Annotated in this window: 20 protein-coding genes; 12 read left to right on the top strand and 8 right to left on the bottom strand. The window is 60.0% G+C overall.

What is annotated here, in order from left to right:
* Positions 1–134 precede the first annotated feature (134 nt).
* Positions 135–842: a 3'-5' exonuclease gene (locus ACA072_RS26670; RefSeq protein WP_497621629.1), complete on the bottom strand. Its 708-nt coding sequence runs from the start codon at positions 840–842 to the stop codon at positions 135–137.
* Entirely contained in the window at positions 839–2,779 is a 1,941-nt protein-coding gene (locus tag ACA072_RS26665; RefSeq protein ID WP_497621627.1) for a DUF294 nucleotidyltransferase-like domain-containing protein, read from the bottom strand. The genes ACA072_RS26670 and ACA072_RS26665 overlap by 4 nt, the downstream gene beginning before the upstream one ends.
* A gap of 255 nt (positions 2,780–3,034) precedes the next feature.
* Between ACA072_RS26665 and ACA072_RS26660 the strand changes: the two genes are divergently transcribed.
* The gene (locus ACA072_RS26660) at positions 3,035–3,496 is read left to right on the top strand and encodes a response regulator (protein ID WP_497621625.1); all 462 of its coding nucleotides are present in this window, start codon (positions 3,035–3,037) and stop codon (positions 3,494–3,496) included.
* Between the two features lie 58 nt (positions 3,497–3,554).
* Here the strand turns inward: ACA072_RS26660 and ACA072_RS26655 are convergent, their stop codons facing one another.
* The gene (locus tag ACA072_RS26655) at positions 3,555–5,732 is read right to left on the bottom strand and encodes a malate synthase G (protein ID WP_497621623.1); all 2,178 of its coding nucleotides are present in this window, start codon (positions 5,730–5,732) and stop codon (positions 3,555–3,557) included.
* 538 nt (positions 5,733–6,270) lie between these two features.
* On the opposite strand from ACA072_RS26655, the gene ACA072_RS26650 reads away from it, so the two are divergent.
* Positions 6,271–6,789, top strand: a complete 519-nt coding sequence (locus ACA072_RS26650) for a glycine cleavage system transcriptional repressor (RefSeq protein WP_094470306.1) — start codon at positions 6,271–6,273, stop codon at positions 6,787–6,789.
* A 215-nt stretch (positions 6,790–7,004) separates the two neighbouring features.
* Here ACA072_RS26650 and rarD read toward each other — a convergent pair whose 3' ends face one another.
* From rarD to ACA072_RS26625, 5 genes are all read right to left on the bottom strand, one after another.
* Positions 7,005–7,892, bottom strand: a complete 888-nt coding sequence (gene rarD / locus ACA072_RS26645; RefSeq protein WP_497621621.1) for an EamA family transporter RarD — start codon at positions 7,890–7,892, stop codon at positions 7,005–7,007.
* Positions 7,893–8,068: 176 nt separating this feature from the next.
* The gene (locus ACA072_RS26640) at positions 8,069–9,043 is read right to left on the bottom strand and encodes a serine/threonine protein kinase (protein ID WP_109635384.1); all 975 of its coding nucleotides are present in this window, start codon (positions 9,041–9,043) and stop codon (positions 8,069–8,071) included.
* A 182-nt stretch (positions 9,044–9,225) separates the two neighbouring features.
* Positions 9,226–11,127 (bottom strand): PhoX family protein, encoded by a 1,902-nt coding sequence (locus tag ACA072_RS26635; protein WP_497621618.1) that lies wholly within the window; start codon positions 11,125–11,127, stop codon positions 9,226–9,228.
* A gap of 57 nt (positions 11,128–11,184) precedes the next feature.
* Entirely contained in the window at positions 11,185–11,949 is a 765-nt protein-coding gene (locus tag ACA072_RS26630) for a TOBE domain-containing protein (RefSeq protein WP_497621616.1), read from the bottom strand.
* Between the two features lie 204 nt (positions 11,950–12,153).
* Positions 12,154–12,894: a ComFC family protein gene (locus ACA072_RS26625; protein ID WP_497621614.1), complete on the bottom strand. Its 741-nt coding sequence runs from the start codon at positions 12,892–12,894 to the stop codon at positions 12,154–12,156.
* Positions 12,895–12,984: 90 nt separating this feature from the next.
* Here ACA072_RS26625 and bioB point away from each other — a divergent pair, with 90 nt between their 5' ends.
* The 10 genes from bioB to ACA072_RS26575 all read left to right on the top strand — a co-directional run bounded on the left by bioB (position 12,985) and on the right by ACA072_RS26575 (position 25,445).
* A complete protein-coding gene (bioB, locus tag ACA072_RS26620) occupies positions 12,985–14,040 on the top strand; it encodes a biotin synthase BioB (protein ID WP_497621613.1) in 1,056 nt (351 codons plus the stop codon).
* A gap of 147 nt (positions 14,041–14,187) precedes the next feature.
* Positions 14,188–15,366 carry an 8-amino-7-oxononanoate synthase gene (gene bioF, locus ACA072_RS26615; protein ID WP_497621611.1) on the top strand — a complete coding sequence of 393 codons (1,179 nt, stop codon included), beginning with the start codon at positions 14,188–14,190 and terminating at the stop codon, positions 15,364–15,366.
* The gene (locus tag ACA072_RS26610; protein WP_497621609.1) at positions 15,359–16,090 is read left to right on the top strand and encodes an alpha/beta fold hydrolase; all 732 of its coding nucleotides are present in this window, start codon (positions 15,359–15,361) and stop codon (positions 16,088–16,090) included. The genes bioF and ACA072_RS26610 overlap by 8 nt, the downstream gene beginning before the upstream one ends.
* Positions 16,083–16,895 (top strand): malonyl-ACP O-methyltransferase BioC, encoded by an 813-nt coding sequence (bioC, locus tag ACA072_RS26605; RefSeq protein ID WP_497621607.1) that lies wholly within the window; start codon positions 16,083–16,085, stop codon positions 16,893–16,895. The genes ACA072_RS26610 and bioC overlap by 8 nt, the downstream gene beginning before the upstream one ends.
* On the top strand, positions 16,892–17,572 hold the full coding sequence (bioD, locus tag ACA072_RS26600) for a dethiobiotin synthase (protein WP_497621605.1): 681 nt from the start codon (positions 16,892–16,894) through the stop codon (positions 17,570–17,572). The genes bioC and bioD overlap by 4 nt, the downstream gene beginning before the upstream one ends.
* 108 nt (positions 17,573–17,680) lie before the next feature.
* Positions 17,681–17,977 carry a pyrroloquinoline quinone biosynthesis protein PqqE gene (locus ACA072_RS26595; RefSeq protein WP_497621604.1) on the top strand — a complete coding sequence of 99 codons (297 nt, stop codon included), beginning with the start codon at positions 17,681–17,683 and terminating at the stop codon, positions 17,975–17,977.
* A gap of 279 nt (positions 17,978–18,256) precedes the next feature.
* Complete coding sequence (locus ACA072_RS26590; RefSeq protein ID WP_497621602.1) at positions 18,257–20,062, top strand: phenylacyl-CoA dehydrogenase; 1,806 nt, start codon at positions 18,257–18,259, stop codon at positions 20,060–20,062.
* A gap of 241 nt (positions 20,063–20,303) precedes the next feature.
* The gene (locus ACA072_RS26585) at positions 20,304–21,593 is read left to right on the top strand and encodes a GGDEF domain-containing protein (RefSeq protein WP_497331402.1); all 1,290 of its coding nucleotides are present in this window, start codon (positions 20,304–20,306) and stop codon (positions 21,591–21,593) included.
* A 90-nt stretch (positions 21,594–21,683) separates the two neighbouring features.
* On the top strand, positions 21,684–23,480 hold the full coding sequence (locus ACA072_RS26580) for an acyl-CoA dehydrogenase C-terminal domain-containing protein (protein ID WP_497621601.1): 1,797 nt from the start codon (positions 21,684–21,686) through the stop codon (positions 23,478–23,480).
* A gap of 186 nt (positions 23,481–23,666) precedes the next feature.
* Complete coding sequence (locus ACA072_RS26575; RefSeq protein ID WP_497621599.1) at positions 23,667–25,445, top strand: acyl-CoA dehydrogenase C-terminal domain-containing protein; 1,779 nt, start codon at positions 23,667–23,669, stop codon at positions 25,443–25,445.
* The last annotated feature ends 54 nt before the right edge of the window (positions 25,446–25,499 follow it).

Here is a 25,499-nt window from a genome sequence, read left to right as displayed (position 1 = left end):
TGGGGATAGGATCTATGTAGGAGCTGTCGAGTGAAACGAGGCTGCGATCTTTTGACTTTGTTTCTTATAAAAGCAAGATCAAAAGATCGCAGCCTCGTTTCACTCGACAGCTCCTACAGGGGATTGCGAGGCTGTTAGAAGGACGGCGCCCGCTGTCTGCGTTTCCACTGGCTCACCCGCTGTTGCAGGTTCAACGGGCTATGAATCTGCTGCTGCCGCGCCCGGCTGAACAAAATCAACGCCAGTTCCGCCGTAGCCAACGCATCAGCGCTGGCGTTGTGCCGTTCGAAAACCTCGAGCTTGAACCAGTCGATCCACTCATCCAGCCCGGCATCGCGAATATGTGCCTGCGGACAGAGCAGCGGTGCGATGTCCGCCACATCCAGAAACGGATGCTGCAACTTGTAGCCCAAATGGTCCTTCAACGAGCGTCCGAGCATGTGTTGATCGAACGGCGCATGAAACGCCAGCACCGGACTGTCACCTACGAACTCCATGAAATCGAGCAGTGCCAGTCCCGGATCGCTGCCGGCGGCAATCGCACTCGGCCCCAGGCCATGGATCAACACGCTGGGGCCCACCTTCATATCGACGCATTGCAGCGTGCGTTCGAACTGCTGGCTGAAATCAATCGCGCCGTCCTCGATCACCACCGCGCCGATGGACAACACCCGGTCCTTGTTCAGGTTCAGGCCGGTGGTTTCCAGATCGAGCACCACCCAGCGCTGTTCACGCAGGCTGCATTCGCTCAGCTCGGCCGCCGAGGGCAAGCGTTGCAGGCGTTGCTGGAGTTCGCCGGTGAGGCTTGGACCTGCCGGGCGCAGCCATGAAAACAGGCTCATAGCTGATACCGCAGGGCCAGGCTGCTTTGCAGGCGTTGGGCCTGGCGCAGGGATTCACGCAGGATCCTGCGGTCCAGGTGATTGAGACTTTCCGGATCGACCCGGTTGGAGTAGGGCAAGTTCTCCCGGGTCTGTAGCTGATGTTGCTGCATGCGGGTTTGCTGGATGAAGTGATACGCCTCTTCATACGCAGCACCGTCCAGCCGTTCAATGACCTCTTTGGCCACCAGTTCACGAAAGCGCTCCAGGGTATTGTTGGACTCGATGCCATGGGCCAGGGCCAGCAATCGAGCGCCGTCGACGAAAGGCGTCAAGCCCTGGACCTTTAGATCAAGCGTGGCTTTCTCGCCATTTTTGCGCGCCAGCACAAACTCCCGGATACGTCCTACGGGCGGACGGTTGCGCAAGGCGTTCTCGGCCATCATCCGCTGGAACAGCCGGTTGTCGTTCACCTGATCGAGAATGCCCTGACGCAGCTGATCGCAGCCTTGCTCGTCGCCCCAGACCACGCGCAGGTCGAAATAAATGCTCGAACCCAGCAGGTTTTCCGGCGTCGCCTCGCGAATAAACGCCGCAAAACGCCGCGCCCATTCGGCCCGGGACAAACACAGTTCGGGGTTGCCGGCCATGATGTTGCCCTTGCACAGCGTGAAGCCGCAGAGCGCCAGGCTCTGGTTGATCTGCTGGGCAATCGGCAGCAATCGGCCGCGAATTTCGGCGGCATGGGCCGCGTCCCGGGCCTCGAACAGAATGCCGTTGTCCTGATCGGTGTGCAGCGTCTGTTCGCGGCGGCCTTCGCTACCGAAGCACAGCCAGCTGAAGGGAATACCGGGTTCACCTTTCTCGGCGAGGGTCAGTTCGATCACCCGGCAAACGGTGTGATCGTTGAGCAACGTGATGATGTGGGTGATCTGGGTCGAGGAGGCACCGTGCGCCAGCATGCGCTCGACCAATTGGCCGATTTCGCCGCGAATCGCCACCAGGTTTTCCAGTTTCTGCGCGCTGCGAATGGTCCGCGCCAGGTGCACCAGGTCGACCCGTTGCAGCGAAAACAGATCCCGTTCGGACACCACGCCGCACAGACGATGGTCTTTCACCAGGCAGACGTGAGCGATGTGGCGCTCGGTCATGGCGATCGCCGCATCGAAAGCGCTGTGGTCCGGCGACAGGAAAAACGGCGCCTGGGTCATGTGGCGTTTGATCGCTTCGTTGAAGTCGTCAGTGCCGTCGGCCACCACATGGCGCAGGTCGCGCAGGGTGAAAATGCCCAGTGGGGATTTTTGTTCGTCGACGATCACGATGCTGCCGACCTGCTGCTCATGCATCAGGGTCACAGCTTCACGCAATGGCGTGGCGGGGCTGCAGGTCACGGGATGGCGCATGGCCAACTCGCCCAGCCGTGTATTCAGCGAGTATTGGGTACCGAGGGTTTCCACGGCTTTTTGCTGGACTTGCTGATTGACCTGATCCAGCAAGCTGCTGACACCGCGTAGGGCAAAGTCGCGAAACGTGGTGGAAAGTGCGAACAACTTGATGAACGCCAGCTTGTTCAGCTGTAGGCAAAAGGTGTCTTCGGCCGCCAGATGTTCGGTACGGGTCGCGCGCTCACCCAACAGCGCGGCGAGGGGAAAACACTCGCCGGTGGTGATTTCGAAGGTGGTTTCGGTGCCGCCCTTGGCCGTATGCGGGCGTTCCCCCACGACCCGACCTTGCTTGACGATGTAGAAATGCTCAACCGGCCCATCGGCAGGTTTGATGATGCTTTCGCCTGGGGCATAGAAACGCATCTGGCATTGTTCAACCAGGTACGCCAGGTGCGCGTGTTCCATTTGATTGAAGGGCGGGAAGCGCTGAAGAAATTGCAAAGTGCCCTGGATGTTCTGCAACACCGCGGTTTTCCCTGCCTGGGTGAAGGCGTCCGCTTTACTCATAACCATGACCGCAGTCTTTTTTTGAATTGTTGTTGTCGGATGACTCAGCCATGGTCGGCCCCTACAGGCAGGGTGCCCATTGGACGTAAGTCTAGGTCGGGCGTTACAGGCGTCGGAAGTTAGGAAATGTCTGACGCAAATGCAGGAAAAACCTCCTACATTGGCTATAGGAAAAGTTTCCGACGAAGTGCACATTGAAGGTCTGCTTAGCGATGTCTGACGGAAGTGCTAGGGGATTGAATTGAAAACGTAGAGAAAGCCATGTCCGACCACGATATTTTGAGTGACGCCGAGCGCGAGGCGCTGAGTGCCGTCATGCTGGAACCTGACCTGCCACCGCAGCGGGTGCTGATCGTTGATGACGATAAAGACGCGCGGGAGCTGTTGTCAGAGATTCTTGCATTGGACGGTATTCGTTGTATGACCGCCGCCAGTGGCGAAACTGCACTCAAAATGGTGATCGAGAAACCAACGATTGGCCTGGTGATTACCGATTTGCGAATGGGGCACATCGATGGCCTGGACCTGATCCGCCAAGTGCGCGAGTCGGTAAGGGCGGCGATGCCGTTCATCATCGTTTCCGGCGATGCCGACGTGAAAGATGCAATCGCTGCGATGCATCTAAGCGTGGTCGACTTCCTGCTCAAACCTGTCGATACCGGCAAGCTGTTGGAGCTGGTAAAACATGAGTTGGGAATAATGGATGAGCAACCACCGATTTGAAACAAAAAGGCCCTGATCTTTCGATCAGGGCCTTTTTTTGTCCGGCGTCAGCGCTCAGTTACAGGCCATTGGCAGCCTTGAACTCGCGGCGACGACGGTGCAGGACCGGCTCGGTGTAGCCGTTCGGCTGCTTGGTGCCTTCAACCACCAGTTCGACCGCCGCCTGGAAGGCAATGTTGCTGTCGAAGTTCGGTGCCAGCGGACGGTACAACGAGTCGTTGGCGTTTTGACGGTCAACCACCGGCGCCATGCGCTTGAGGCTTTCCATCACTTGCTCTTCGGTGACGATGCCATGACGCAGCCAGTTGGCGATGTGCTGGCTGGAAATACGCAGCGTCGCACGGTCTTCCATCAGGCCGATGTCATTGATATCCAGCACCTTCGAGCAACCCACGCCCTGGTCGATCCAGCGCACCACGTAACCGAGAATGCCCTGGGCGTTGTTGTCCAGTTCGTTCTTGATCTGTTCCGCGGTCCAGCTCGGATTCACGGCCAGCGGGATGCTCAGGATGTCGTCCACTGAAGCGCGCGCACGTTTGGCCAGTTCGGCCTGACGGGCGAACACGTCGACCTTGTGGTAGTGCAGCGCGTGCAACGCGGCGGCAGTCGGCGATGGAACCCAGGCGGTGTTGGCACCGGCCAGCGGGTGGGCGACTTTCTGTTCGAGCATCGCTGCCATCAGGTCCGGCATCGCCCACATGCCTTTACCGATCTGGGCGCGACCTTGCAGGCCGGTACTCAGACCGATATCGACGTTCCAGTTCTCGTAGGCGCCGATCCACTTCTCGGCCTTCATGTCGGCCTTGCGCACCATCGGACCGGCTTCCATGGAGGTGTGAATTTCATCGCCGGTGCGGTCGAGGAAACCGGTGTTGATGAACACCACACGCTCGCTGGCCGCCTTGATGCAAGCCTTGAGGTTGACCGTGGTGCGGCGCTCCTCGTCCATGATCCCGACCTTCAGCGTGTTGCGCGGCAGACCGAGGACTTCTTCGATACGACCGAACAGCTCGTTGGTGAACGCGGCTTCTTCAGGACCGTGCATCTTCGGCTTAACGATGTAGACCGAACCGGTGCGGCTGTTCTTGCGCGAGCTGTTGCCGTTGAGGCTGTGGATCGCCGCCAGGCTGGTGATCAGGCCGTCGAGAATGCCTTCCGGCACTTCGTTGCCTTGACTGTCGAGAATCGCATCGATGGTCATCAGGTGACCGACGTTGCGCACGAACAACAACGAACGGCCGTGCAGGCTCAGTTCCTTGCCATCAACACCGTTGTAGGTGCGGTCGGCGTTCATGGTGCGGGTAAACGTCTGACCGCCCTTGGAGACTTCTTCCGACAGGTCGCCCTTCATCAGGCCGAGCCAGTTGCGGTAGATCACCACTTTGTCATCAGCATCAACGGCGGCGACGGAGTCTTCGCAGTCCATGATGGTGGTCAGCGCGGCTTCCATCAGGATGTCTTTGATGCCGGCAGCGTCGGTCTGGCCGACCGGGGTGCTGGCGTCGACCTGGACTTCGAAATGCAGGCCGTTGTTTTTCAGCAGGATCGCGGTCGGTGCAGCAGCATCGCCATGGACGCCGATCAGCTGTGCATCGTCACGCAGGCCAGTGTTGCTGCCGCCTTTAAGGGCGACCACCAGTTTGCCGTCAACGATCTTGTAGCCGGTGGAGTCGACGTGAGTGCCGGCCGCCAATGGCGCGGCTTCGTCGAGGAAGGCGCGGGCGAAGGCAATCACCTTGTCGCCGCGAATCTTGTTGTAGCCTTTGCCTTTTTCCGCGCCGTCAGCTTCGCTGATGGCGTCGGTGCCGTAGAGCGCGTCGTACAACGAACCCCAACGGGCGTTCGAGGCGTTGAGCGCGAAGCGGGCATTCATCACCGGCACCACGAGTTGTGGACCGGCCATGCGGGCGATTTCGTCATCGACGTTTTGCGTCGTTGCCTGGAAATCGGCCGCTTCTGGCAGCAGATAACCGATGTCTTGCAAGAAGGCCTTATAAGCCACGGCGTCGTGCGTCTGACCGGCACGGGATTGGTGCCAGCCATCGATACGAGCCTGGAAATCATCGCGTTTGGCGAGTAGGGCTTTGTTCTTCGGCGCCAGGTCATGAATGACCTTGTCGGCACCGGCCCAGAACTTGTCGGCGGTGAGACCGGTTCCGGGAATGGCTTCGTTGTTCACGAAGTCGAACAGGACTTTGGCGACCTGCAGGCCACCGACTTGAACGTGTTCAGTCATTGCTTGCCTCACTCTGCTCAGCTATTTCGCTTTTCAGCTCTTCAAATTAACAATCAAGCCTCTGGCTATTTAAACCACAAACCCCCTCCACCAGTACATGCCATTTCGGGCGGCTGGAATGGAACCGATCAACGGCGTTGAGGCCTTGCTGATAGGGCTTTCAGGGCTGTGGCTGTGCCGGTGGCAGACATCGATCCAACGTTATGTAGTGCGCGCTGCGGCATACTACATGATGAATTGCGCTTGTGAAAATTAGACTAATTACGTCGTTCTGCGACCCCATGACGCATTGCAGTCACGTCGGGGATGGGGATGTTCTCAAAAAAGTATGAGATTGTTCCAGCTAAATATAAGAAGTTGTACACGATTTGTTTTTTGGCAGGTTTATCGGCGGTGCTGCATTCGCGGGCAAGCCCACTCCCACAAGGTCGTGCGCAATCCCTGTGGGAGCGGGCTTGCCCGCGAAGGCGTCAGTCGATTCAACGCAGAAACATCCCTTGCCTATACTTCTTTTTCAATAACAAAAGAGGGCTGCGCCATGGACCACCTCGTACTCACTGTTTTCGCTCCGGACAAGCCAGGGCAGGTCGAGCGCATTGCCCAATGCATTGCCGAGCATGGCGGCAACTGGCTGGAAAGCCGCATGTCGCGCATGGCCGGGCAGTTCGCGGGGATTCTTCGGGTGGGCGTGCCGGCCGAGGCCTACGATGAGCTGGTCGATGCCCTGAAGGCGTTGTCCGCGCACGGTATTCGCGTGTTGATCGCCGAAAGCGGCATCGAGCAATCCTGCACCTGGAAACCGATTGCCATGGAATTGGTGGGCAATGACCGCCCGGGGATTGTCCGTGACATCACTCGCCTGCTGAGTGAACAAGGGGTGAACCTGGAGCGATTGGTGACCGAAGTGCGTCCGGCGCCGATGAGCAGCGAGCCGCTGTTTCACGCCGAAGCCATTCTGGCAGTGCCGCTTACCTTGTCTCTGGACGTGCTGCAGTCACGGCTGGAAACCCTGGCCGACGATCTGATGGTGGAATTGGTGCTGCGCAGCGAACCCTGACAGGGTTATCCAAGTTATACGTGCACCTGCCTGTGGATAACCTGTAGAGACAGCCCGCCAGCCCACGCCGGCTGGGCTTCTTCAGGATCTGATCAAAAAACCATCAGTTTCAACAAGTTGCACACAAACAGCGGGGATCACGCTGTGGATAACCTTGGGAAAGATCAATGCAGGCCACGAAATACGTGGCCTGCAGGGGTTTGTGCGTTTTTTGATCAGCTGCGGCGGCGCAGACTTATCCACGCGTCAACGCTGTAAACCGCGAGGCCCGCCCAGATAAAAATGAACGCGACCAGCGTGCTCGAAGACAAGTGCTCGCCAAACAGCAGCACGGCTTGCAACAGCACCAGTGTCGGCGCCAGGTACTGGAGAAATCCCAAGGTGGTGTAGGGCAAATGCCGTGCGGCGGCGTTGAAACACACCAGCGGCACCAGCGTCACCGGTCCGGCCGCTACAAGCCACCAGGCTTCGGAGGTGGTCCAGAACTCAGGCTGAGCACTCATGGCCGTCTGATTGAACAGCAGCCAGGCAATGGCAATCGGCACCAGCATCCATGTTTCCACTACAAGACCGGGCAGCGCCTTGACCGGTGCTTGCTTGCGGATCAGGCCGTAGAAACCGAACGTCAGCGCCAGCACCAGCGACACCCACGGCAGACTGCCGACCTGCCACACCTGTTGCGCCACGCCGACCGCCGCCAGCCCCACCGCGATCCACTGCATGCGTCGCAGCCGTTCGCCGAGAATCAACATCCCCAGCAGCACGTTGATCAATGGGTTGATGTAATAACCAAGGCTGGCCTCGAGCATGCGTCCATTGTTCACCGACCAGACGTAGGTCAGCCAGTTGGCCGCAATCAGCGTGCCGCTCAGGGCCAGAATCGCCAGCCGGCGCGGGTTCTCCCGCAGTTCGCGCCACCAGCCGGGATGCTTCCATACCATCAGCAGCAAGGCGCCGAATAACGCGGACCAGAGCACGCGGTGGATGATGATCTCCACGGCGGGCACGTTGGCGATGGCTTTGAAGTAGAGCGGGAAAAGTCCCCAGATGATGTAGGCACTCAGGCCCAGGATGTACCCGCGACGCGGGTTGGCAGCTTGCATGCAGAATCCTTGCTTAGGCAGCTAACAAAGGAAGGGATTGTAAGGAGATTTGTAGAAATGGTCGCGGACCAATGTGGGAGCGGGCTTGCTCGCGAAGACGGTGCAACATTCAACATTGATGTCGACTGCCAGGCCGCCTTCGCGAGCAAGCCCGCTCCCACATGGAATCTGTGTTGTCAGAAAAGCTTCAGGGGTTCTTCATTGAGCGCGGCCAGTTGCTCACGCAACGCCAACACCTGATCACCCCAATACCGTTCACTGCCAAACCACGGGAAACTGTGCGGGAACGCCGGGTCGTCCCAACGGCGGGCGAGCCAGGCGCTGTAGTGCATCAGGCGCAAGGCGCGCAGCGGTTCGATCAGCGCCAGTTCCCGCGGGTCGAAGTCGTGGAATTCGTTGTAGCCGTCCATCAATTCGGACAGCTGACCGAGGCATTCCTGGCGATCGCCCGCCAGCATCATCCAGATGTCCTGCACCGCCGGGCCCATGCGACAGTCGTCGAGGTCAACGATGTGGAACATCTCGTCGCGGCACATCATGTTGCCGGGGTGACAATCTCCGTGCATGCGGATGTTCTGGTGTGGCGTCGCCTTGTAGACCTCTTCTACGCGCTTGAGCAGGTCGCGGGCCACGGACTCGTAGGCCGGCAGCAAGCTTTTGGGCACGAAGTTGCCTTCAAGCAAAGTGGTCAGCGAATCGTGACCGAAATTTTTCACGCCCAGCGCTTCGCGATGTTCGAACGGTTTTGTAGCGCCGACCGCGTGCAGACGGCCGAGCAATTGGCCGAGGCGATACAACTGATCGAGATTGCCCGGCTCCGGCGCACGGCCGCCACGGCGAGGAAACAGAGTGAAACGAAAACCGGCGTGTTCGTGCAGGCTGGCGCCGTTGTGAATCATCGGCGCGACCACGGGGACGTCGCACTCGGCGAGCTCGAAGGTGAACTGGTGTTCTTCGAGAATTGCTTCGTTGGTCCAGCGCTGCGGACGGTAGAACTTGGCGATCAGTGGCTCGGAGTCTTCGATGCCGACCTGGTAGACGCGGTTCTCGTAGCTGTTGAGCGCCAGAATGCGCGCGTCGCTGAGAAAGCCGATGCTTTCGACGGCATCGAGCACGAGGTCTGGGGTGAGGGTTGCAAACGGGTGGGCCATGCTGACTCCTGCGCGCAGCAGGCTGCCGCGTCCGGCCAAGCATGGTAGCGCAGACGGGCTGTCTTTAGTGTTAAGGCTTGAGATGAGTGGTGTTGCCATCGCTAGCAGGCTAGCTCCCACACTGGATCTGCGACACACCGCAAATCCCCTGTGGGAGCTAGCCTGCTAGCGATGAGGCCCGATCAGGCGCCGACGATCCCGCCATCTTCCCGGGAAATCGCCATCACCGAAGACCGCGGTTTGCCATTCGGCAGATGCTCAGGGAACGTCGAGCCACCGTTCTCCCCCGGATGCTGAATCCCGACAAACAGCGTCTTCTGATCCGGCGAAAAGCTGATCCCCGTGACCTCGCAACCCACCGGCCCGACCATGAAGCGGCGAATCTCCCCGCTCACCGGATCGGCACACAGCATCTGGTTGTTGCCCATGCCCGCGAAGTCGCCCGCGTTGCTCGAATCGCCATCGGTGAGAATCCACAACCGCCCGGCCTTGTCGAAGCCCAAGCCATCCGGGCTGTTGAACATGTTCTGCGGCGTGATGTTCGACGAGCCACCCTTCGGCGTGCCGGCGTGGACGCCCGGGTTACCGGCGACCACAAACAGATCCCAGGCAAAGCTTTTCGAGCCGTGATCATCACGGTCGGTGCGCCAGCGCAGAATCTGCCCGTAGACGTTCTTCTCCCGCGGGTTCGGTCCGCCCACGGGTTGGCCGTCTTCGCCGCGTTTGGCGTTGTTGGTCAGCGTGCAATAAACCTGGCCATCCTTGGGGCTGACGACGATCCATTCCGGACGGTCCATGCGCGTGGCCTTGACCACGCTGGCCGCCAAGCGTGCGTGAATCAGCACTTCGGCCTGATCGGCAAAACCGCTGCTGGCGTCGATGCCGTTTTTACCGTGGCTCAGTTCGATCCATTCGCCTTGGCCTTTGGGGTGATCGGCGTTGCTGTCGCCTGCATCGAAGCGCGCCACGTACAAGGTGCCGTGGTCCAGCAGGTCGCGGTTGGCCTTGGGGTTTTTGTGATTGATCTTGTCGCGGCTGACGAATTTGTAGATGAATTCGCCGCGTTCATCGTCGCCCATGTACACCACGGCGTGACCGTCTTTGGTTTCGGCCAGGGCAGCGTTTTCATGTTTGAAACGGCCGAGGGCCGTGCGCTTGACCGGCGTCGATTGCGGATCGAACGGGTCGATTTCCACAACCCAGCCGTGACGGTTGAGCTCGTTCGGATTCTTCGCCAGGTCGAAGCGCTCATCGTGTTGATGCCAGTTGATCTCTTTGCTGGTCGCCACTGCGCCGTAGCGCTTTTGCGCAGCATCGAACTTCTGCTCGGCATTACTGCTGCCGAAGCAGTCGGTGAAGTTCTCTTCGCAGGTCAGATAAGTGCCCCACGGCGTTTTACCATTGGCGCAGTTTTGGAAGGTGCCGAGGACATGCTTGCCCTGCGGGTCCGCGCTGGTTTTCACCAAGGCGTGACCGGCGGCCGGGCCGCTGAGGCTGATCGGCGCGTTGCCGTGAATGCGGCGGTTGTAGCGAGAGCCCTGGACGAATTGCCACTGACCGTTCTTGCGCTGCACTTCGATCACTGACACGCCTTCGCAAGCCAGGGCCTTGTGTACGTCATCGGCCGATTGCGGCATGCCGCCGTGCGGGTAGAGGTAGCGATAGTTGGTGTATTCGTTGTTGATCGCCATCAGCGCCCGGTCTTTTTCACCGGGAAATTCGAACAGGCTCATGCCGTCGTTGTTGTCGCCGAACTGGACTTCCTGCTGCGCGGCGGTGCCGTTGCCAGTCGGGTCGAACGCCGGGCCGTTTTTCTGCAACGGCTGGCCCCAGCTGATCAGCACCGAGGATTTGTAGCCCGGCGGCAGCGTGATGGCGTCGCTGGTGGCGGCGGGGATGCTGTCAAAACCCAACAGTTTGCTGGAGCCTGCGCTGACACTTGCGGCCAGCACGCTGCGGCTCAGCAGGTTGCCACCGAGGAACATGGCCGCACCGCAGAGGGCGCCGGCGCTGATGAAGCCACGACGGCTGAGGCCGACCATTTTCTCGAGGTCGGTGGACTGGTTTTCTTCTAATAGGCTCACATCGGGCTCCCTGCTGGTTTTGCAGACACCTTAAAGAGCGTCGATGAAGCTTTTGTTTCAGAGCGGAGTGCCGAGCAAAACGTTGGAGGGCGCGAACTGCACCCGCACCGGTTTGTCAGCGGCAAGACCCAGGGTTCGCAAGTGCAGCGGCTCGGCCAATGCGCAGAGGGTCTGACCGTTGGGAAGGCCGATGCGCACTTCGCTGGGGCCGTCTTCGGCGTCGAGAATGGCTTCGATGATGCCCATGAGGCCGTTGTTGCCGGGTGTTGCTTGTTGGTCGATGCCCAGCAACTCCAGCCAACCGGCCTTGATCAGGGCCACGACTTCGGTGCCGGTTTCCAGTTCCAGGCGCAGGGTGCTGTCGTGAGTGATTTGCGCATCGAGGGTCAAGCCTTCGGCCAGCTCAAGACGGACTCGATCGTTGTGCCCCTGGCTGTCGATCGCCACGACCTTGCCGTGCAATTGATTGCGCGCGCTGGTTCTGAGCATCAACCGACCGAGCAGGTCCAGGTCGCTGGCATCTTCGGCGGCTTCCAGCACCTGGGCCTGCAAGGCTTGCAGTTTTTGATACAGGCGCAGGACGCGCTCACCTTCGCTGGACAGTTTGGCGCCACCGCCGCCCTTGCCGCCTACGCTGCGTTCCACCAGCGGTTTCTGCGCGAGGTTGTTCAGCTCGTCGATGGCGTCCCACGCTGCCTTGTAACTCAGGCCCGCGCTCTTCGCGGCGCGGGTGATCGAGCCCTGTTCGGCGATGTGTTGCAGCAAGGCGATGCGTTGCGGGCGACGGACAATGTGCTGGGACAACAAGGTGGGCAAGGACATGGCGAGAGGCTTTGGGCTGTGGCGATGGAGAGGACGTTGGCCGCTGGGAGCCTGGGAGTCAAGCCAGGCCACAATTCATGTGGGAGCGGGTTTGCTCGCGAAGGCGTCAGTTCAGTCGACATCGATGCTAAATGCCAAGCAGCCTTCGCGAGCAAGTCGGATCGCCGCACCGCCGCTCCCACAGGGTTTGTGTGTGGGATTAAGTCAGGCTGCGTCGCCGGGCTTGGGCGTGCGGGCCAGGCAGTAAACGTCGACCCGCCCGGCGCCAGCGTCCATCAAAAGGCGAGCCAGGGCCTGTGCGGTGGCGCCAGTGGTCAGCACATCGTCCACTATCGCGAGGTGCCGGCCCTTGATGGCTGCTCCGGGCACCAGGGCAAAGGCATTGCGCAGGTTCTTCCTGCGCGCGTCGGCATTCAGGTCCTGCTGCGCGCTGGTGTCTTGAATCCTCAGCAGCAGTTTTTCATCGCAAGGAATGTCGAGGCTGTCGCTGAGCCAGCGCGCAAGCATTGCGGCCTGGTTGAAACCGCGTTGGCGCAGGCGTTTGGCGGCCAGCGGAACCGGGACCAGAGCGTCGGGCCGATCAAGGTCCTCATCGAAGCGATGTTGCAGGAACTGCGCAAGAAGTTCGCCGAGCAGGCGGCCAAACGGCCACTTGGCGCTGTGCTTGAAGCGCGTGACTAACGTGTCCACGGGAAAACTGTAGGTCCAGGGCGCGGTGACCCGTTCGAAAGACGGCGGCAGCTTTAAACATGGGCCACACGTCAGGCCCGCCGCAGGCAAGGGCAGGGCGCAGCTCTGGCAGTGATCGCCCAGCCAGGGCAGGTCAGTTTCGCAGGCCATGCAGAGGGGGCTGGCTTCCTCGGTGGCTTCGCTACAGAGCAGGCAGTGTTGGTTATTGTTTAACCAGTTGTAAACCGGTCCTACGTATCGTGGTTGACAGCGCATCGCTCTTCCTTAAATATGCCGAACATCCGTGTCGCGTCTGTGGGTATTCCGTTCCCCAGCCGCTTGCCAAGCATAATCAAGGAAACGCCCATGAGCGCCAGCACCTCTGCAACCCTGCGTCATGACTGGTCTTTGGCCGAAGTCAAAGCACTCTTCGTTCAGCCATTCAACGACCTGTTGTTCCAGGCGCAAACGGTGCATCGCGCGCATTTCGACGCCAACCGCGTCCAGGTTTCCACCCTGCTCTCGATTAAAACCGGCGCGTGCCCGGAAGATTGCAAATATTGTCCGCAGTCCGGTCACTACAACACCGGCCTGGAAAAAGAAAAACTGATGGAAGTGCAGAAGGTCCTCGAAGAGGCCGCTCGCGCCAAGGCCATCGGTTCGACCCGTTTCTGCATGGGCGCGGCGTGGAAACACCCGTCGGCCAAAGACATGCCGTACGTACTGCAGATGGTCAAAGGCGTGAAAGCCATGGGCCTGGAAACCTGCATGACCCTGGGTCGCCTGGATCAGGATCAGACCGAAGCACTGGCCAACGCTGGCCTCGACTACTACAACCACAACCTCGATACCTCGCCGGAATTCTACGGCAGCATCATCACCACCCGTACTTACAGCGAGCGCCTGCAAACCCTGGCCTACGTGCGTGATTCGGGGATGAAGATCTGCTCCGGCGGCATCCTCGGCATGGGCGAGTCCCTCGATGACCGCGCCAATCTGCTGATCCAGCTGGCCAACCTGCCGGAGCATCCGGAATCGGTGCCGATCAACATGCTGGTGAAAGTCGCCGGTACGCCGCTGGAAAATGCCGAAGACATCGACCCGTTCGACTTCATCCGCATGCTCGCCGTCGCGCGCATCCTGATGCCGCAATCCCACGTGCGCCTGTCCGCCGGCCGCGAAGCGATGAACGAGCAAATGCAGGCCCTGGCGTTCTTCGCCGGCGCCAACTCGATTTTCTACGGCGACAAGCTGCTGACCACCGCCAACCCGCAGGCCGACAAGGACATGCAACTGTTCTCGCGCCTGGGCATCCTGCCGGAAGCGCGTGAAGAACACGCGGACGAGGTGCATCAGGCGGCGATCGAGCAGGCACTGGTTGAGCAGAAGAGCAGCGAGCAGTTTTATAACGCTGCTGTTTGACCCGACACAAATCCAATGTGGGAGCGGGCTTGCTCGCGAATGCGGAGTTTCAGTCACCATCCCTGTTGGATGTGACGGCCCCTTCGCGAGCAAGCCCGCTCTCACATTGGGATTGGGTGCATACCCATATTGATCTTCGAGGCCTGCATGTCTTTTGATCTCGCCGCACGCCTTGCTGCCCGTCGTGCCGAAAACCTCTACCGCCAGCGCCCGCTGCTCGAAAGCCCTCAAGGCCCGGACGTGGTGGTCGACGGTCAGCCGTTGCTGGCGTTCTGCAACAACGACTACCTGGGCCTGGCCAATCACCCGCAAGTGATCGAAGCCTGGCGCGCCGGTGCTGCCCGTTGGGGTGTCGGTGGCGGGGCGTCGCACCTGGTCATCGGTCACAGCACGCCACACCATGAGCTGGAGGAAGCGTTGGCCGACCTGACGGGTCGCCCGCGTGCGTTGTTGTTCACCACCGGTTACATGGCCAACCTCGGCGCGGTCACCGCGTTGATCGGGCAAGGCGATACGGTGCTGGAAGATCGCCTCAATCACGCGTCGTTGCTGGATGCCGGGTTGTTGTCTGGCGCGCGCTTCAATCGTTATCTGCACAACGACGCGGCCAGTCTGGCCAAGCGTCTGGAGAAGGCGACCGGTAATACACTGGTGGTCACCGACGGCGTGTTCAGCATGGACGGCGATATCGCCGACTTGCCGGCGCTGGCCCGCGAAGCCAAGGCCAAAGGCGCGTGGCTGATGGTCGATGACGCCCATGGCTTCGGTCCGCTGGGCGCCAATGGCGGCGGTATCGTCGAGCATTTCGGCCTGAGCCAGGAAGACGTGCCGGTACTGGTCGGCACCCTCGGCAAGGCGTTCGGTACGGCTGGTGCTTTTGTGGCCGGCAGCGAAGAGTTGATCGAAAGCCTGATTCAGTTTGCCCGCCCCTACATTTACACCACCAGCCAACCGCCGGCGTTGGCCTGCGCGACGCTGAAAAGCCTCGAGCTGCTGCGCACTGAACATTGGCGTCGCGAGCATCTGAACCTCTTGATCCGCCAGTTCCGCCACGGCGCTGAGCAAATCGGCCTGGAGTTGATGGACAGCTTCACGCCGATCCAGCCCATCATGATCGGCGATGCCGGGCGTGCGGTGCGACTGTCGCAGATGCTGCGCGAGCGAGGGCTGATGGTCACGGCGATTCGTCCACCGACCGTGCCCGCCGGCAGCGCCCGTCTGCGCGTGACCCTGACCGCCGCCCACAGCGAGGCGCAGGTGCAGCTATTGTTGAATGGACTGGCCGATTGTTTCCAACAACTTGGACCGGAGCCCAGCCATGCGTGATCGACTGATTCTGCTGCCCGGTTGGGGCCTCGGAATTTCACCGCTGGAACCTTTGGCAGCTGCGTTGCAGGGGCTGGATGAGCATCTGCGGGTCGAGATCGAGCCGTTGCCGGAACTGCAATCGAGCGATCTTGAAGAATGGCTCGATGAGCTGGATTCGACGATCCCGCAAGACGCCTGGCTCGGTGGCTGGTCCCTCGGCGGCATGTTGGCGTCTGAGCTGGCGGCGCGTCGGGGTGATCGTTGCTGCGGCTTGCTGACCCTGGCGAGCAATCCTTCTTTTGTCGCCCATGAGCAATGGCCGAGCGCGATGCCCGGCGAAACCTTCGATGCGTTTCTGGCCGGTTGCAAGGCTGACCCGCGGATGACGTTGAAGCGCTTTTCACTCCTTTGCGCCCAAGGCTCGGAAGATCCTCGCGGGCTGTCGCGGTTATTGCTCGGTGGGGCGCCGCATACTTCTGACGCAGTGCTGATGAGCGGACTGGAAGTGCTTGCCCAACTGGATACCCGTCTGGCGTTGCAGGCATTTCGTGGCCCACAACTGCATTTGTTCGCCGGCCTCGACGGCCTGGTCCCGGCCGAAGCGGCCGGAGACCTTCTGGCCTTGCTTCCGGATGTAGAAATCGGCCTGATCGAACAGGCCAGCCACGCGTTTCTTCTGGAAGACCCCCACGGTGTGGCGGGGGCGATCCAGGCCTTTTTGCACGAGTCTGGTGATGACTGATTTATCCCTTCCCAATTTGCCCGGCGGTTTGCCCGACAAGCGCCAGGTAGCGGCCTCCTTTTCCCGCGCGGCGGCGAGCTACGACAGCGTGGCTGAACTGCAGCGCGATGTCGGTAGACAGTTGTTGAGCCGTTTGCCGGATGATTTTGTGCCGTGTGTCTGGCTGGATCTGGGTTGCGGCACCGGGCATTTCAGCCGGGCATTGGGCGAGCGCTTTCCTGCAGGTCACGGACTGGCAATGGACATCGCCGAAGGTATGCTCAATCACGCCCGGCCATTGGGGGGCGCCACCCATTTCATCGCCGGGGATGCTGAGCGTTTGCCGCTGCAGGATTCGACCTGTGATCTGATCTTCTCCAGCCTGGCGGTGCAGTGGTGCGCGGATTTCGAATCGGTGCTCAGTGAAGCGTATCGGGCCCTGAAACCGGGTGGGATTTTCGCGTTTGCTAGTCTCTGTGTAGGGACGTTGTTTGAGTTGCGTGACAGCTGGCGTCAGGTGGATGGCATGGTGCACGTCAATCGCTTCCGCGAGTTGGGTGTTTATCAGCATTTGTGCGCGTCCAGTGGCTTGAAGGTGGTCAGCCTGCAAACCCGTGCGCATGTGTTGCATTACCCGGACGTACGCAGCCTGACGCATGAACTCAAAGCGCTGGGCGCGCACAATTTGAACCCCGGTCGGCCGGGTGGTTTGACCGGTCGCGCGCGGATCCTCGGCTTGATCGAGGCTTATGAGCAGTTTCGTCAGGCCGAAGGATTGCCAGCGACTTATCAGGTGGTCTACGCCGTGTTGGAGAAACCCGTATGAGCGCTGCCTATTTCATCACCGGCACGGACACAGATGTCGGCAAGACCACCATTGCTGCAGGCTTGTTGCATGCCGCGCGGTCGGCGGGCATGAGCACGGCGGCGGGCAAGCCAGTCGCTTCCGGCTGTGATGTGACACCCAAGGGTTTGCGCAATTCCGATGCGCTGGCGCTGCTCGCCGAATGCTCGGTGCCGTTGACTTATGCCCAGGTCAACCCGGTGGCGTTCGAACCGCCGATCGCACCGCACCTGGCGGCACGGGAGGCGGGCGTGGCGCTGACGGTGCAATCCCTGTTGACGCCGATGCTCGAGATTCTCGACATGCAGGCGGATTTCACCTTGATCGAAGGCGCCGGCGGCTGGCGCGTGCCGTTGGCGGATCAGGACAATCTGTCGGATCTGGCGATGGCGCTGGGCCTGCCGGTGATTCTAGTGGTCGGGGTGCGGTTGGGTTGCATCAATCATGCGCTGCTGACCGCCGAGGCGATTGCTCAGGATGGTTTGCAGCTGGCGGGTTGGGTGGCCAATATCATCGATCCGAAGACCTCGCGCCTGGAAGAGAACCTTGCGACCCTCGCCGAGCGGATTCCCGCGCCTTGTCTTGGAAGAGTGCCGAAACTCAAATCGGTGACTGCAGAAGCGGTGGCGGAACATCTGCAACTGGATCTGCTGGATTGAGATTTTGCCTATGACAAGGCACTGTGCCATTAGTGTTTTTGTCGGGCCTTTTGCCATCAGGTCTGTTTCAATGGCCGCCATTGATCCTTTGCAGGGCGAGTTCTCCCTATGGAAATCTCAGGAAACACCGCTTTTTATGCCGGTCTGAGCACTATTCAGACAGGGCAGAACCGTGTCGATCTGGCTTCCAGCCAGATCGCCAGCAGCACCATTGAGCGCTCGGTGACCAGCCAGTCTTCCGAGGTTCAGGTCGATCGCCTGCGTTCGGTAGACCGCAGTCAGCAATCGGACCTGGCCAGCAGCATGGTCGAGATGGCCCAAGGCAAGTTTCAGGTCGAGGCCGGTGCCAAAGTCGCCAAAGCTTCCGATGAAATGCTGGGAACGTTGATTGATACCTTCGCTTGATCCCTCGCTGAATCCGCATTACCAAAACGCCGCGATTATTCGCGGCGTTTTCGTATGTAAGTCCTTCTCCCTCAACTAATCTTTCCTGCATGGCCTGTTGCGTTGTCAACGTCGGCAGCGCGGCTGTGTGTCTGGCATTTGCGCGCGTGATGACGAACGGCAAAAGATCGGCGCTTGACAAGATTTGGTCGTAAACGTATGTTTCAAACAACTGTTTGACCGTCACAACAAATCAACACGGTCGTTCATTCCCGGTTACATCAGCAGAGGTTTATCGCTATGCCTGACTACAAGGCCCCCTTGCGTGATATTCGCTTCGTTCGTGACGAACTGCTCGGTTACGAAGCGCACTATCAGAGCCTTCCGGCTTGTGCAGACGCAACTCCAGACATGGTTGACGCCATTCTCGAAGAAGGCGCCAAGTTTTGTGAGCAGGTATTGGCTCCGCTGAACCGCGTGGGTGACACCGAAGGCTGCACCTGGAGCGAGTCCGGCGTTAAAACCCCGACTGGCTTCAAAGAAGCCTACAAGCAATTCGTTGAAGGCGGCTGGCCAAGCCTGGCCCACGACGTAGAGCACGGCGGCCAAGGCCTGCCGGAGTCCCTGGGTCTGGCGGTCAGCGAAATGGTTGGCGAAGCCAACTGGTCGTGGGGCATGTACCCAGGCCTGTCGCACGGCGCGATGAACACCATTTCCGAGCACGGCACGCCTGAGCAGCAAGAGGCTTACCTGACCAAACTGGTGTCCGGCGAATGGACCGGCACCATGTGCCTGACCGAACCGCACTGCGGCACCGACCTGGGCATGCTGCGCACCAAGGCCGAACCTCAGGCCGACGGTTCCTACAAAGTCTCCGGCACCAAGATCTTCATCTCGGCCGGTGAACACGACATGGCCGACAACATCGTCCACATCGTGCTGGCACGTCTGCCGGATGCACCGGCCGGCACCAAAGGTATTTCGCTGTTCATCGTTCCCAAGTTCATGCCGAACGCTGACGGTTCGATCGGCGCTCGCAACGCTGTGACCTGTGGTTCCCTGGAACACAAAATGGGCATCCACGGTAACGCCACCTGCGTGATGAACTTCGACGCGGCCACCGGTTTCCTGATCGGCCCGGCAAACAAAGGCTTGAACTGCATGTTCACCTTTATGAACACCGCACGTCTGGGTACTGCGCTGCAAGGTCTGGCCCACGCCGAGATCGGCTTCCAGGGCGGCCTGAAATACGCTCGCGATCGTCTGCAAATGCGTTCACTGACTGGCCCGAAAGCGCCGGAAAAAGCCGCTGACCCGATCATCGTTCACCCTGACGTACGTCGCATGCTGTTGACCATGAAAGCGTTCGCCGAAGGCAACCGCGCGATGGTTTACTTCACCGCCAAGCAAGTCGACGTCGTCAAATATGGCGTAGACGAAGAAGAGAAGAAGAAGGCCGACGCACTCCTGGCTTTCATGACCCCAATCGCCAAAGCCTTCATGACTGAAGTCGGCTTCGAATCCGCTAACCACGGCGTGCAAATCTACGGCGGCCACGGCTTCATCGCCGAGTGGGGCATGGAGCAGAACGTTCGCGACAGCCGCATTTCGATGCTGTACGAAGGCACCACCGGTATCCAGGCACTCGACCTGCTGGGCCGTAAAGTGCTGATGACCCAAGGCGAAGCTCTGAAAAGCTTCACCAAGATCGTGCACAAGTTCTGCCAGACCAACGAAGGCAACGAAGCGGTCAAAGAGTTCGTCGAGCCATTGGCTGCGCTGAACAAGGAATGGGGCGAGCTGACCATGAAGGTCGGTATGGCTGCCATGAAGGACCGCGAAGAAGTCGGCGCTGCGTCGGTGGACTACCTGATGTATTCCGGTTACGCCTGCCTGGCCTACTTCTGGGCTGACATGGCCCGCCTGGCTGCCGAAAAATTGGCTGCGGGCACTTCCGAAGAGGCGTTCTACACCGCCAAGCTGCAGACGGCGCGCTTCTACTTCCAGCGCATCCTGCCGCGTACCCGCACTCACGTTGCAACCATGCTGTCGGGTGCCAACAACTTGATGGACATGAAAGAAGAGAACTTCGCGCTGGGCTACTAAGCCTTAACGCCGTTCTTCACAAAGCCGCTATCCCTTTGGGGGTAGCGGCTTTTTTGTTCTTGGGAAAAGTGAAAGCAGTCGCCTGCGATCGTTGATGGGAGCCAGGCACTGCCCGTCCGGTCTGCGGCCACTGATGCACCCACTAAAAAAACCTGACAATTGACTCAGTAAGTCGACATTTCTGCCGTTACAGTAGGTGGGCACAATGCCATCTATTGTCATGACGGTCGGAGCTTTACCCTTGCCGCGTTCTTCCGCTGTACGTTTCAGCCATTTCCTACCGTCGTTACTGCTTTTACTTGCGGGGCTTGCGGCCGCCTACATCAAGGAACTTAACGTCTTCTTCACCTCGCTGTTCAACGTGCTGCCAACCCTGGTGCTGTTGCTCGGCGGTGCGTACTGCGCGGTTTACCGACGTCAGCGCGAGCTGTTTCTGATGGTGACGGTGTACATCGCCTACTTTCTGCTCGATACCCAGACCGACTATTACCGTGACAACGGCAAGGTCCGTGATGACGCGGCGGTGGTTTTCCATCTGTGTTGCCTGTTGCTGCCGCTGTTGTTCGGCGTGTTCGCTGCGTGGCAGGAACGCACGCACTTGTTTCAAGACATGGTGGCGCGTTTCGCGGTGTTGCTGGCCGTCGGCAGTGTTGCGCTGGGGCTGGAGCAAAGTTATCCCCAGGCCTTGCTGATGTGGCTGTCGGAAATCCGCTGGCCAGCGCTGCACGGCGCCTGGATGAGCCTGATCCAGCTGTCCTATCCCGTATTCATCGCCTCGTTCCTGCTGCTGAGCTGGCAATACTGGCGTAACCCGAGACCCTTGCACGCCGCACAACTGGTGGGTTTGCTCGGGTTGTTCTGGGCGCTGCCGAAAACCTTCATCCTGCCGTTTACCCTGAACATCATGTGCAGTCAGGTGATGTTGATGATTGCCGCAGCGGTTGCCCACGAAGCCTATCAAATGGCGTTCCGCGACGAACTCACCGGTCTGCCGGGGCGTCGCGCCTTGAACGAGCGGATGCAACGCCTGGGGCGTAATTACGTGCTGGCCATGAGCGACGTCGATCACTTCAAGAAATTCAACGACACCCACGGTCACGATGTGGGTGACCAGGTGCTGCGACTGGTCGCCAGCAAGCTGTCGAAAATCGGCGGAGGCGGTAGGGCGTATCGCTACGGCGGGGAGGAATTTGCCTTGGTGTTCGCGGGCAAGACCCTCGAAGAGTGCATGCCGCACCTGGAAGTCATTCGCGAGTCCATCGCGACGTACAACATTCAATTGCGCAATCAGGACGCCCGTCCGCAGGACGACCAGCAAGGTCGCCAGCGTCGCGCGGGGCCGGGCGCTTCAAGTGTGTCGGTCACCGTGAGCATCGGTGTCGCCGAACGCGTGGAACAACGAACCCCCGAAAAAGTGCTCAAATCCGCTGACGAAGCGCTCTACAGCGCCAAGGGCGCCGGGCGAAATTGTGTGGTGGCCTTCGGTCAGACTCGCCGTGGCGCGGTGCGCATGGACGCCGCTGCGGGTTGAGTGATGATGGCGCATTCAGCGTCTGGACTGTGATTGTGAGGCAGGGTGGGCGGCAGTAGGTTTGAGGGATCTGCTGACGGAGAAACGACCATGCCCGAGTACAAAGCCCCTCTGCGCGATATGCGCTTTCTGATCGACCACGTCTTCGACTTTCACACCAACTACGCCGCGCTGGGTGCCACCGACGCCAGCCCGGACATGGTCAATGCGATCCTCGAAGAAGGCGCGAAGTTTTGCGAGAACGTTCTGGCACCGTTGAATCGCAGCGGCGACGAAGAAGGCTGCCATTTCGACAATGGCGTGGTGACAACGCCTACAGGCTTCAAGCAAGCCTTCGCACAATATGTGGAAGGCGGCTGGCACGGTCTGGCGGCTGATCCGGCGTACGGTGGCCAGGGTTTGCCCAGTTCCCTGGGCCTGGTCATCAGTGAAATGGTCGGCTCCAGCAATACGTCCTGGGGCATGTACCCCGGCCTGACTCACGGCGCGATGTCGGCCATCCACGCCCACGGCACCGAAGCGCAGAAGAACACCTACCTGAGCAAACTGACGGCTGGCCAATGGACCGGCACCATGTGCCTGACCGAGGCTCATTGCGGCACGGACCTGGGCATCATCAAAACCCGCGCCGTGCCTTCAGCTGATGGCAGCTACGCGATTTCCGGCAGCAAGATCTTCATCTCGGCCGGCGAACACGACATGAGCGACAACATCATTCATCTGGTGTTGGCGAAACTGCCGGATGCCCCGGCAGGCACCCGCGGTATTTCCCTGTTCATCGTTCCCAAGTTCCTACCCGATACCCAGGGTGAAGCCGGCGAACGCAACGGCGTTTCCTGCGGCTCGATCGAACACAAAATGGGCATCAAGGCCTCGGCGACCTGCGTGCTGAACTTCGACGAGGCCAAGGGCTTTTTGATCGGCGAGCCGAACAAGGGCCTGAACTGCATGTTCACCATGATGAACCACGCGCGGCTCGGCACCGGCATGCAGGGTTTGTGTCTGGGTGAGGCAAGCTTCCAGGGGGCAATCAAGTACGCCAACGATCGCCTGCAAATGCGTTCGCTCACCGGCCCGAAAGCACCGGATAAAGCCGCCGACCCGATCATCGTTCATCCTGACGTGCGCCGGATGTTGCTGACCATGAAAGCCTTCAACGAAGGCAACCGCGCGCTGACCTATTTCACCGCGCAGCTGCTGGACACGGCGCATCTGAGCCCGGATGAAACGGCGCGCCAGGACGCCGAAGACCTGCTGGCGTTCCTGACGCCAATCTGCAAAGCCTTCATGACCGATACCGGTCTGGAAGTCACCAACCTCGGGATGCAGGTGTTTGGCGGTCATGGATTCATTCGCGAATGGGGCATGGAGCAGCTGGTTCGCGACTGCCGCATCGCGCCAATCTACGAAGGCACCAATGGCATTCAGGCGCTGGATTTGCTCGGGCGCAAAGTGCTGGGCAGCCAGGGCAAACTGCTGCGAGGCTTCACCAAAATCGTCCACAAGTTCTGCGCGGCGAACGCCGAACATCCACAACTGGCCAGCTATGTGACGCAACTCAATGGCCTGAATCAGCAGTGGGGCGAGTTGACTACAAAGGTTGGCATGGCCGCGATGAAGAATCCGGACGAGGTGGGTGCGGCGTCCGTGGATTACCTGATGTACAGCGGTTACATCATCCTCGGCTATCTGTGGTTGCGCATGGCGCTGGTGGCTCAGACGCAGCTCGACGCAGGCAGCGGCGATGCGGATTACTGCCAGGGCAAACTCGCAACCAGCGAGTTTTACTTCAAGCGATTGTTGCCGCGCACCGCCGCTCATCGCGCGGCTATAGAGGCCGGAAGTGATTGCCTGATGAAGCTGCCGGCGGAGTTGTTTGCGCTTTAGACTGATAAACCAGTGACAAAGGAGCCCGCGCATTTGCGGGCTTTTTTATGACTGAATAGTCGATGACTAAAAATTACAAACCAGTCATGGGCTGACCCTATGTGTCGCAAAAGTTGTTGGGTTACACTCGGACCCAACGAAAACACCATCCCTACGAATTACCTGTTTAGATCTGCGAGGTTTGCCATGGCTGACTACAAAGCGCCCCTGCGCGATATGCGCTTCGTCCTCAATGAAGTTTTCGAGGTCGCCAAACTCTGGGCCGAGCTGCCGGCGCTGGCCGAGACTGTCGATGCGGAAACGGTCGAAGCCATTCTCGAAGAAGCCGGCAAAGTCACCAGCAAAAGCATCGCGCCCCTGAGCCGTGCGGCGGACGAAGAAGGTTGCCATTGGGCGGACGGTGCCGTCACCACGCCGGCAGGTTTCCCACAGGCTTATCAGACTTATGCCGAAGGCGGTTGGGTCGGTGTCGGTGGCGATCCGACCTACGGCGGCATGGGCATGCCCAAGGCTGTTTCGGCGCAAGTCGAAGAAATGGTCAACTCCGCCAGCCTGTCATTCGGTCTGTACCCGATGTTGACCGCCGGCGCCTGCCTGTCGATCAACGCCCATGCCAGCGAAGAACTGAAAGCCGCGTACCTGCCGAACATGTACGCCGGGGTCTGGGCCGGTTCCATGTGCCTGACCGAGCCACATGCCGGCACCGACCTGGGGATCATCCGCACCAAGGCCGAGCCTCAGGCCGACGGTTCCTACAAGGTCAGCGGCACCAAGATCTTCATCACCGGCGGCGAACACGACCTGACCGAGAACATCATCCACCTGGTGCTGGCCAAACTGCCGGACGCACCGGCGGGGCCGAAAGGCATTTCGCTGTTCCTGGTGCCGAAGTTCATGGTCAATGCCGATGGCAGCCTGGGCGCACGCAACCCGGCCAATTGTGGTTCGATCGAACACAAAATGGGCATCCAGGCCTCCGCGACCTGCGTGATGAACTTCGACGAAGCCGTGGGTTACCTGGTCGGCGAGCCGAACAAAGGCCTGGCGGCGATGTTCACCATGATGAACTACGAGCGTCTGGGCGTGGGTATTCAGGGCCTGGCCACCGGCGAGCGTTCGTACCAGAACGCCGTCGAATACGCCCGCGACCGCCTGCAAAGCCGTTCGCCGACCGGCGCGCAGAACAAGGACAAGGTCGCTGACCCGATCATCGTCCACCCGGACGTGCGTCGCATGCTGCTGACCATGAAAGCCTCGAACGAAGGCGGCCGTGCGTTCTCCACTTACGTGGCCATGCAACTGGACACCGCCAAGTTCAGCGAAGACGCGACCACCCGCAAGCGTGCGGAAGATCTGGTGGCACTGCTGACGCCGGTGGCCAAGGCGTTCCTCACCGACCTCGGTCTGGAAACCACCGTTCACGGTCAGCAGATTTTCGGCGGCCACGGTTACATCCGTGAGTGGGGCCAGGAGCAACTGGTTCGCGACGTGCGCATCACCCAGATCTACGAAGGCACCAACGGCATTCAGGCGCTGGACCTGGTAGGACGCAAGATCGTCGGTACCGGCGGAGCGTTCTACAACCTGTTTGCCGACGAGATCCGTCACTTCACCGCGACCGCCAGCGCCGACCTGGCTGAGTTCACCAAGCCGCTGAACGATGCCGTCACCACCCTCGACGAACTGACCTCGTGGTTGCTGGACCGGGCGAAAAACAACCCGAACGAAATCGGCGCGGCCTCGGTCGAGTACCTGCAAGCATTCGGTTACGTGGCGTATGCGTACATGTGGGCGTTGATGGCCAAGGCGGCCTTCGGCAAAGAAGCGCAGGACGATTTCTACGCGAGCAAATTGGGCACGGCGCGCTTCTATTTCGCACGTCTGCTGCCGCGTATTCACTCGTTGAGTGCGTCGGTGAAGGCGGGCAGCGAGTCGCTGTTCCTGCTGGACGCTGCACAGTTCTGACGAAGTCGCGTCATGTAAGCATTCTCTTACATGACGTGCTGCTGTTTTCCCATA

This window comes from Pseudomonas sp. LBUM1656, assembly GCF_059716065.1.
The sequence above is the reverse complement of the archived record's forward strand: the minus strand, read 5'-3'. Positions and strand labels throughout refer to the sequence as shown.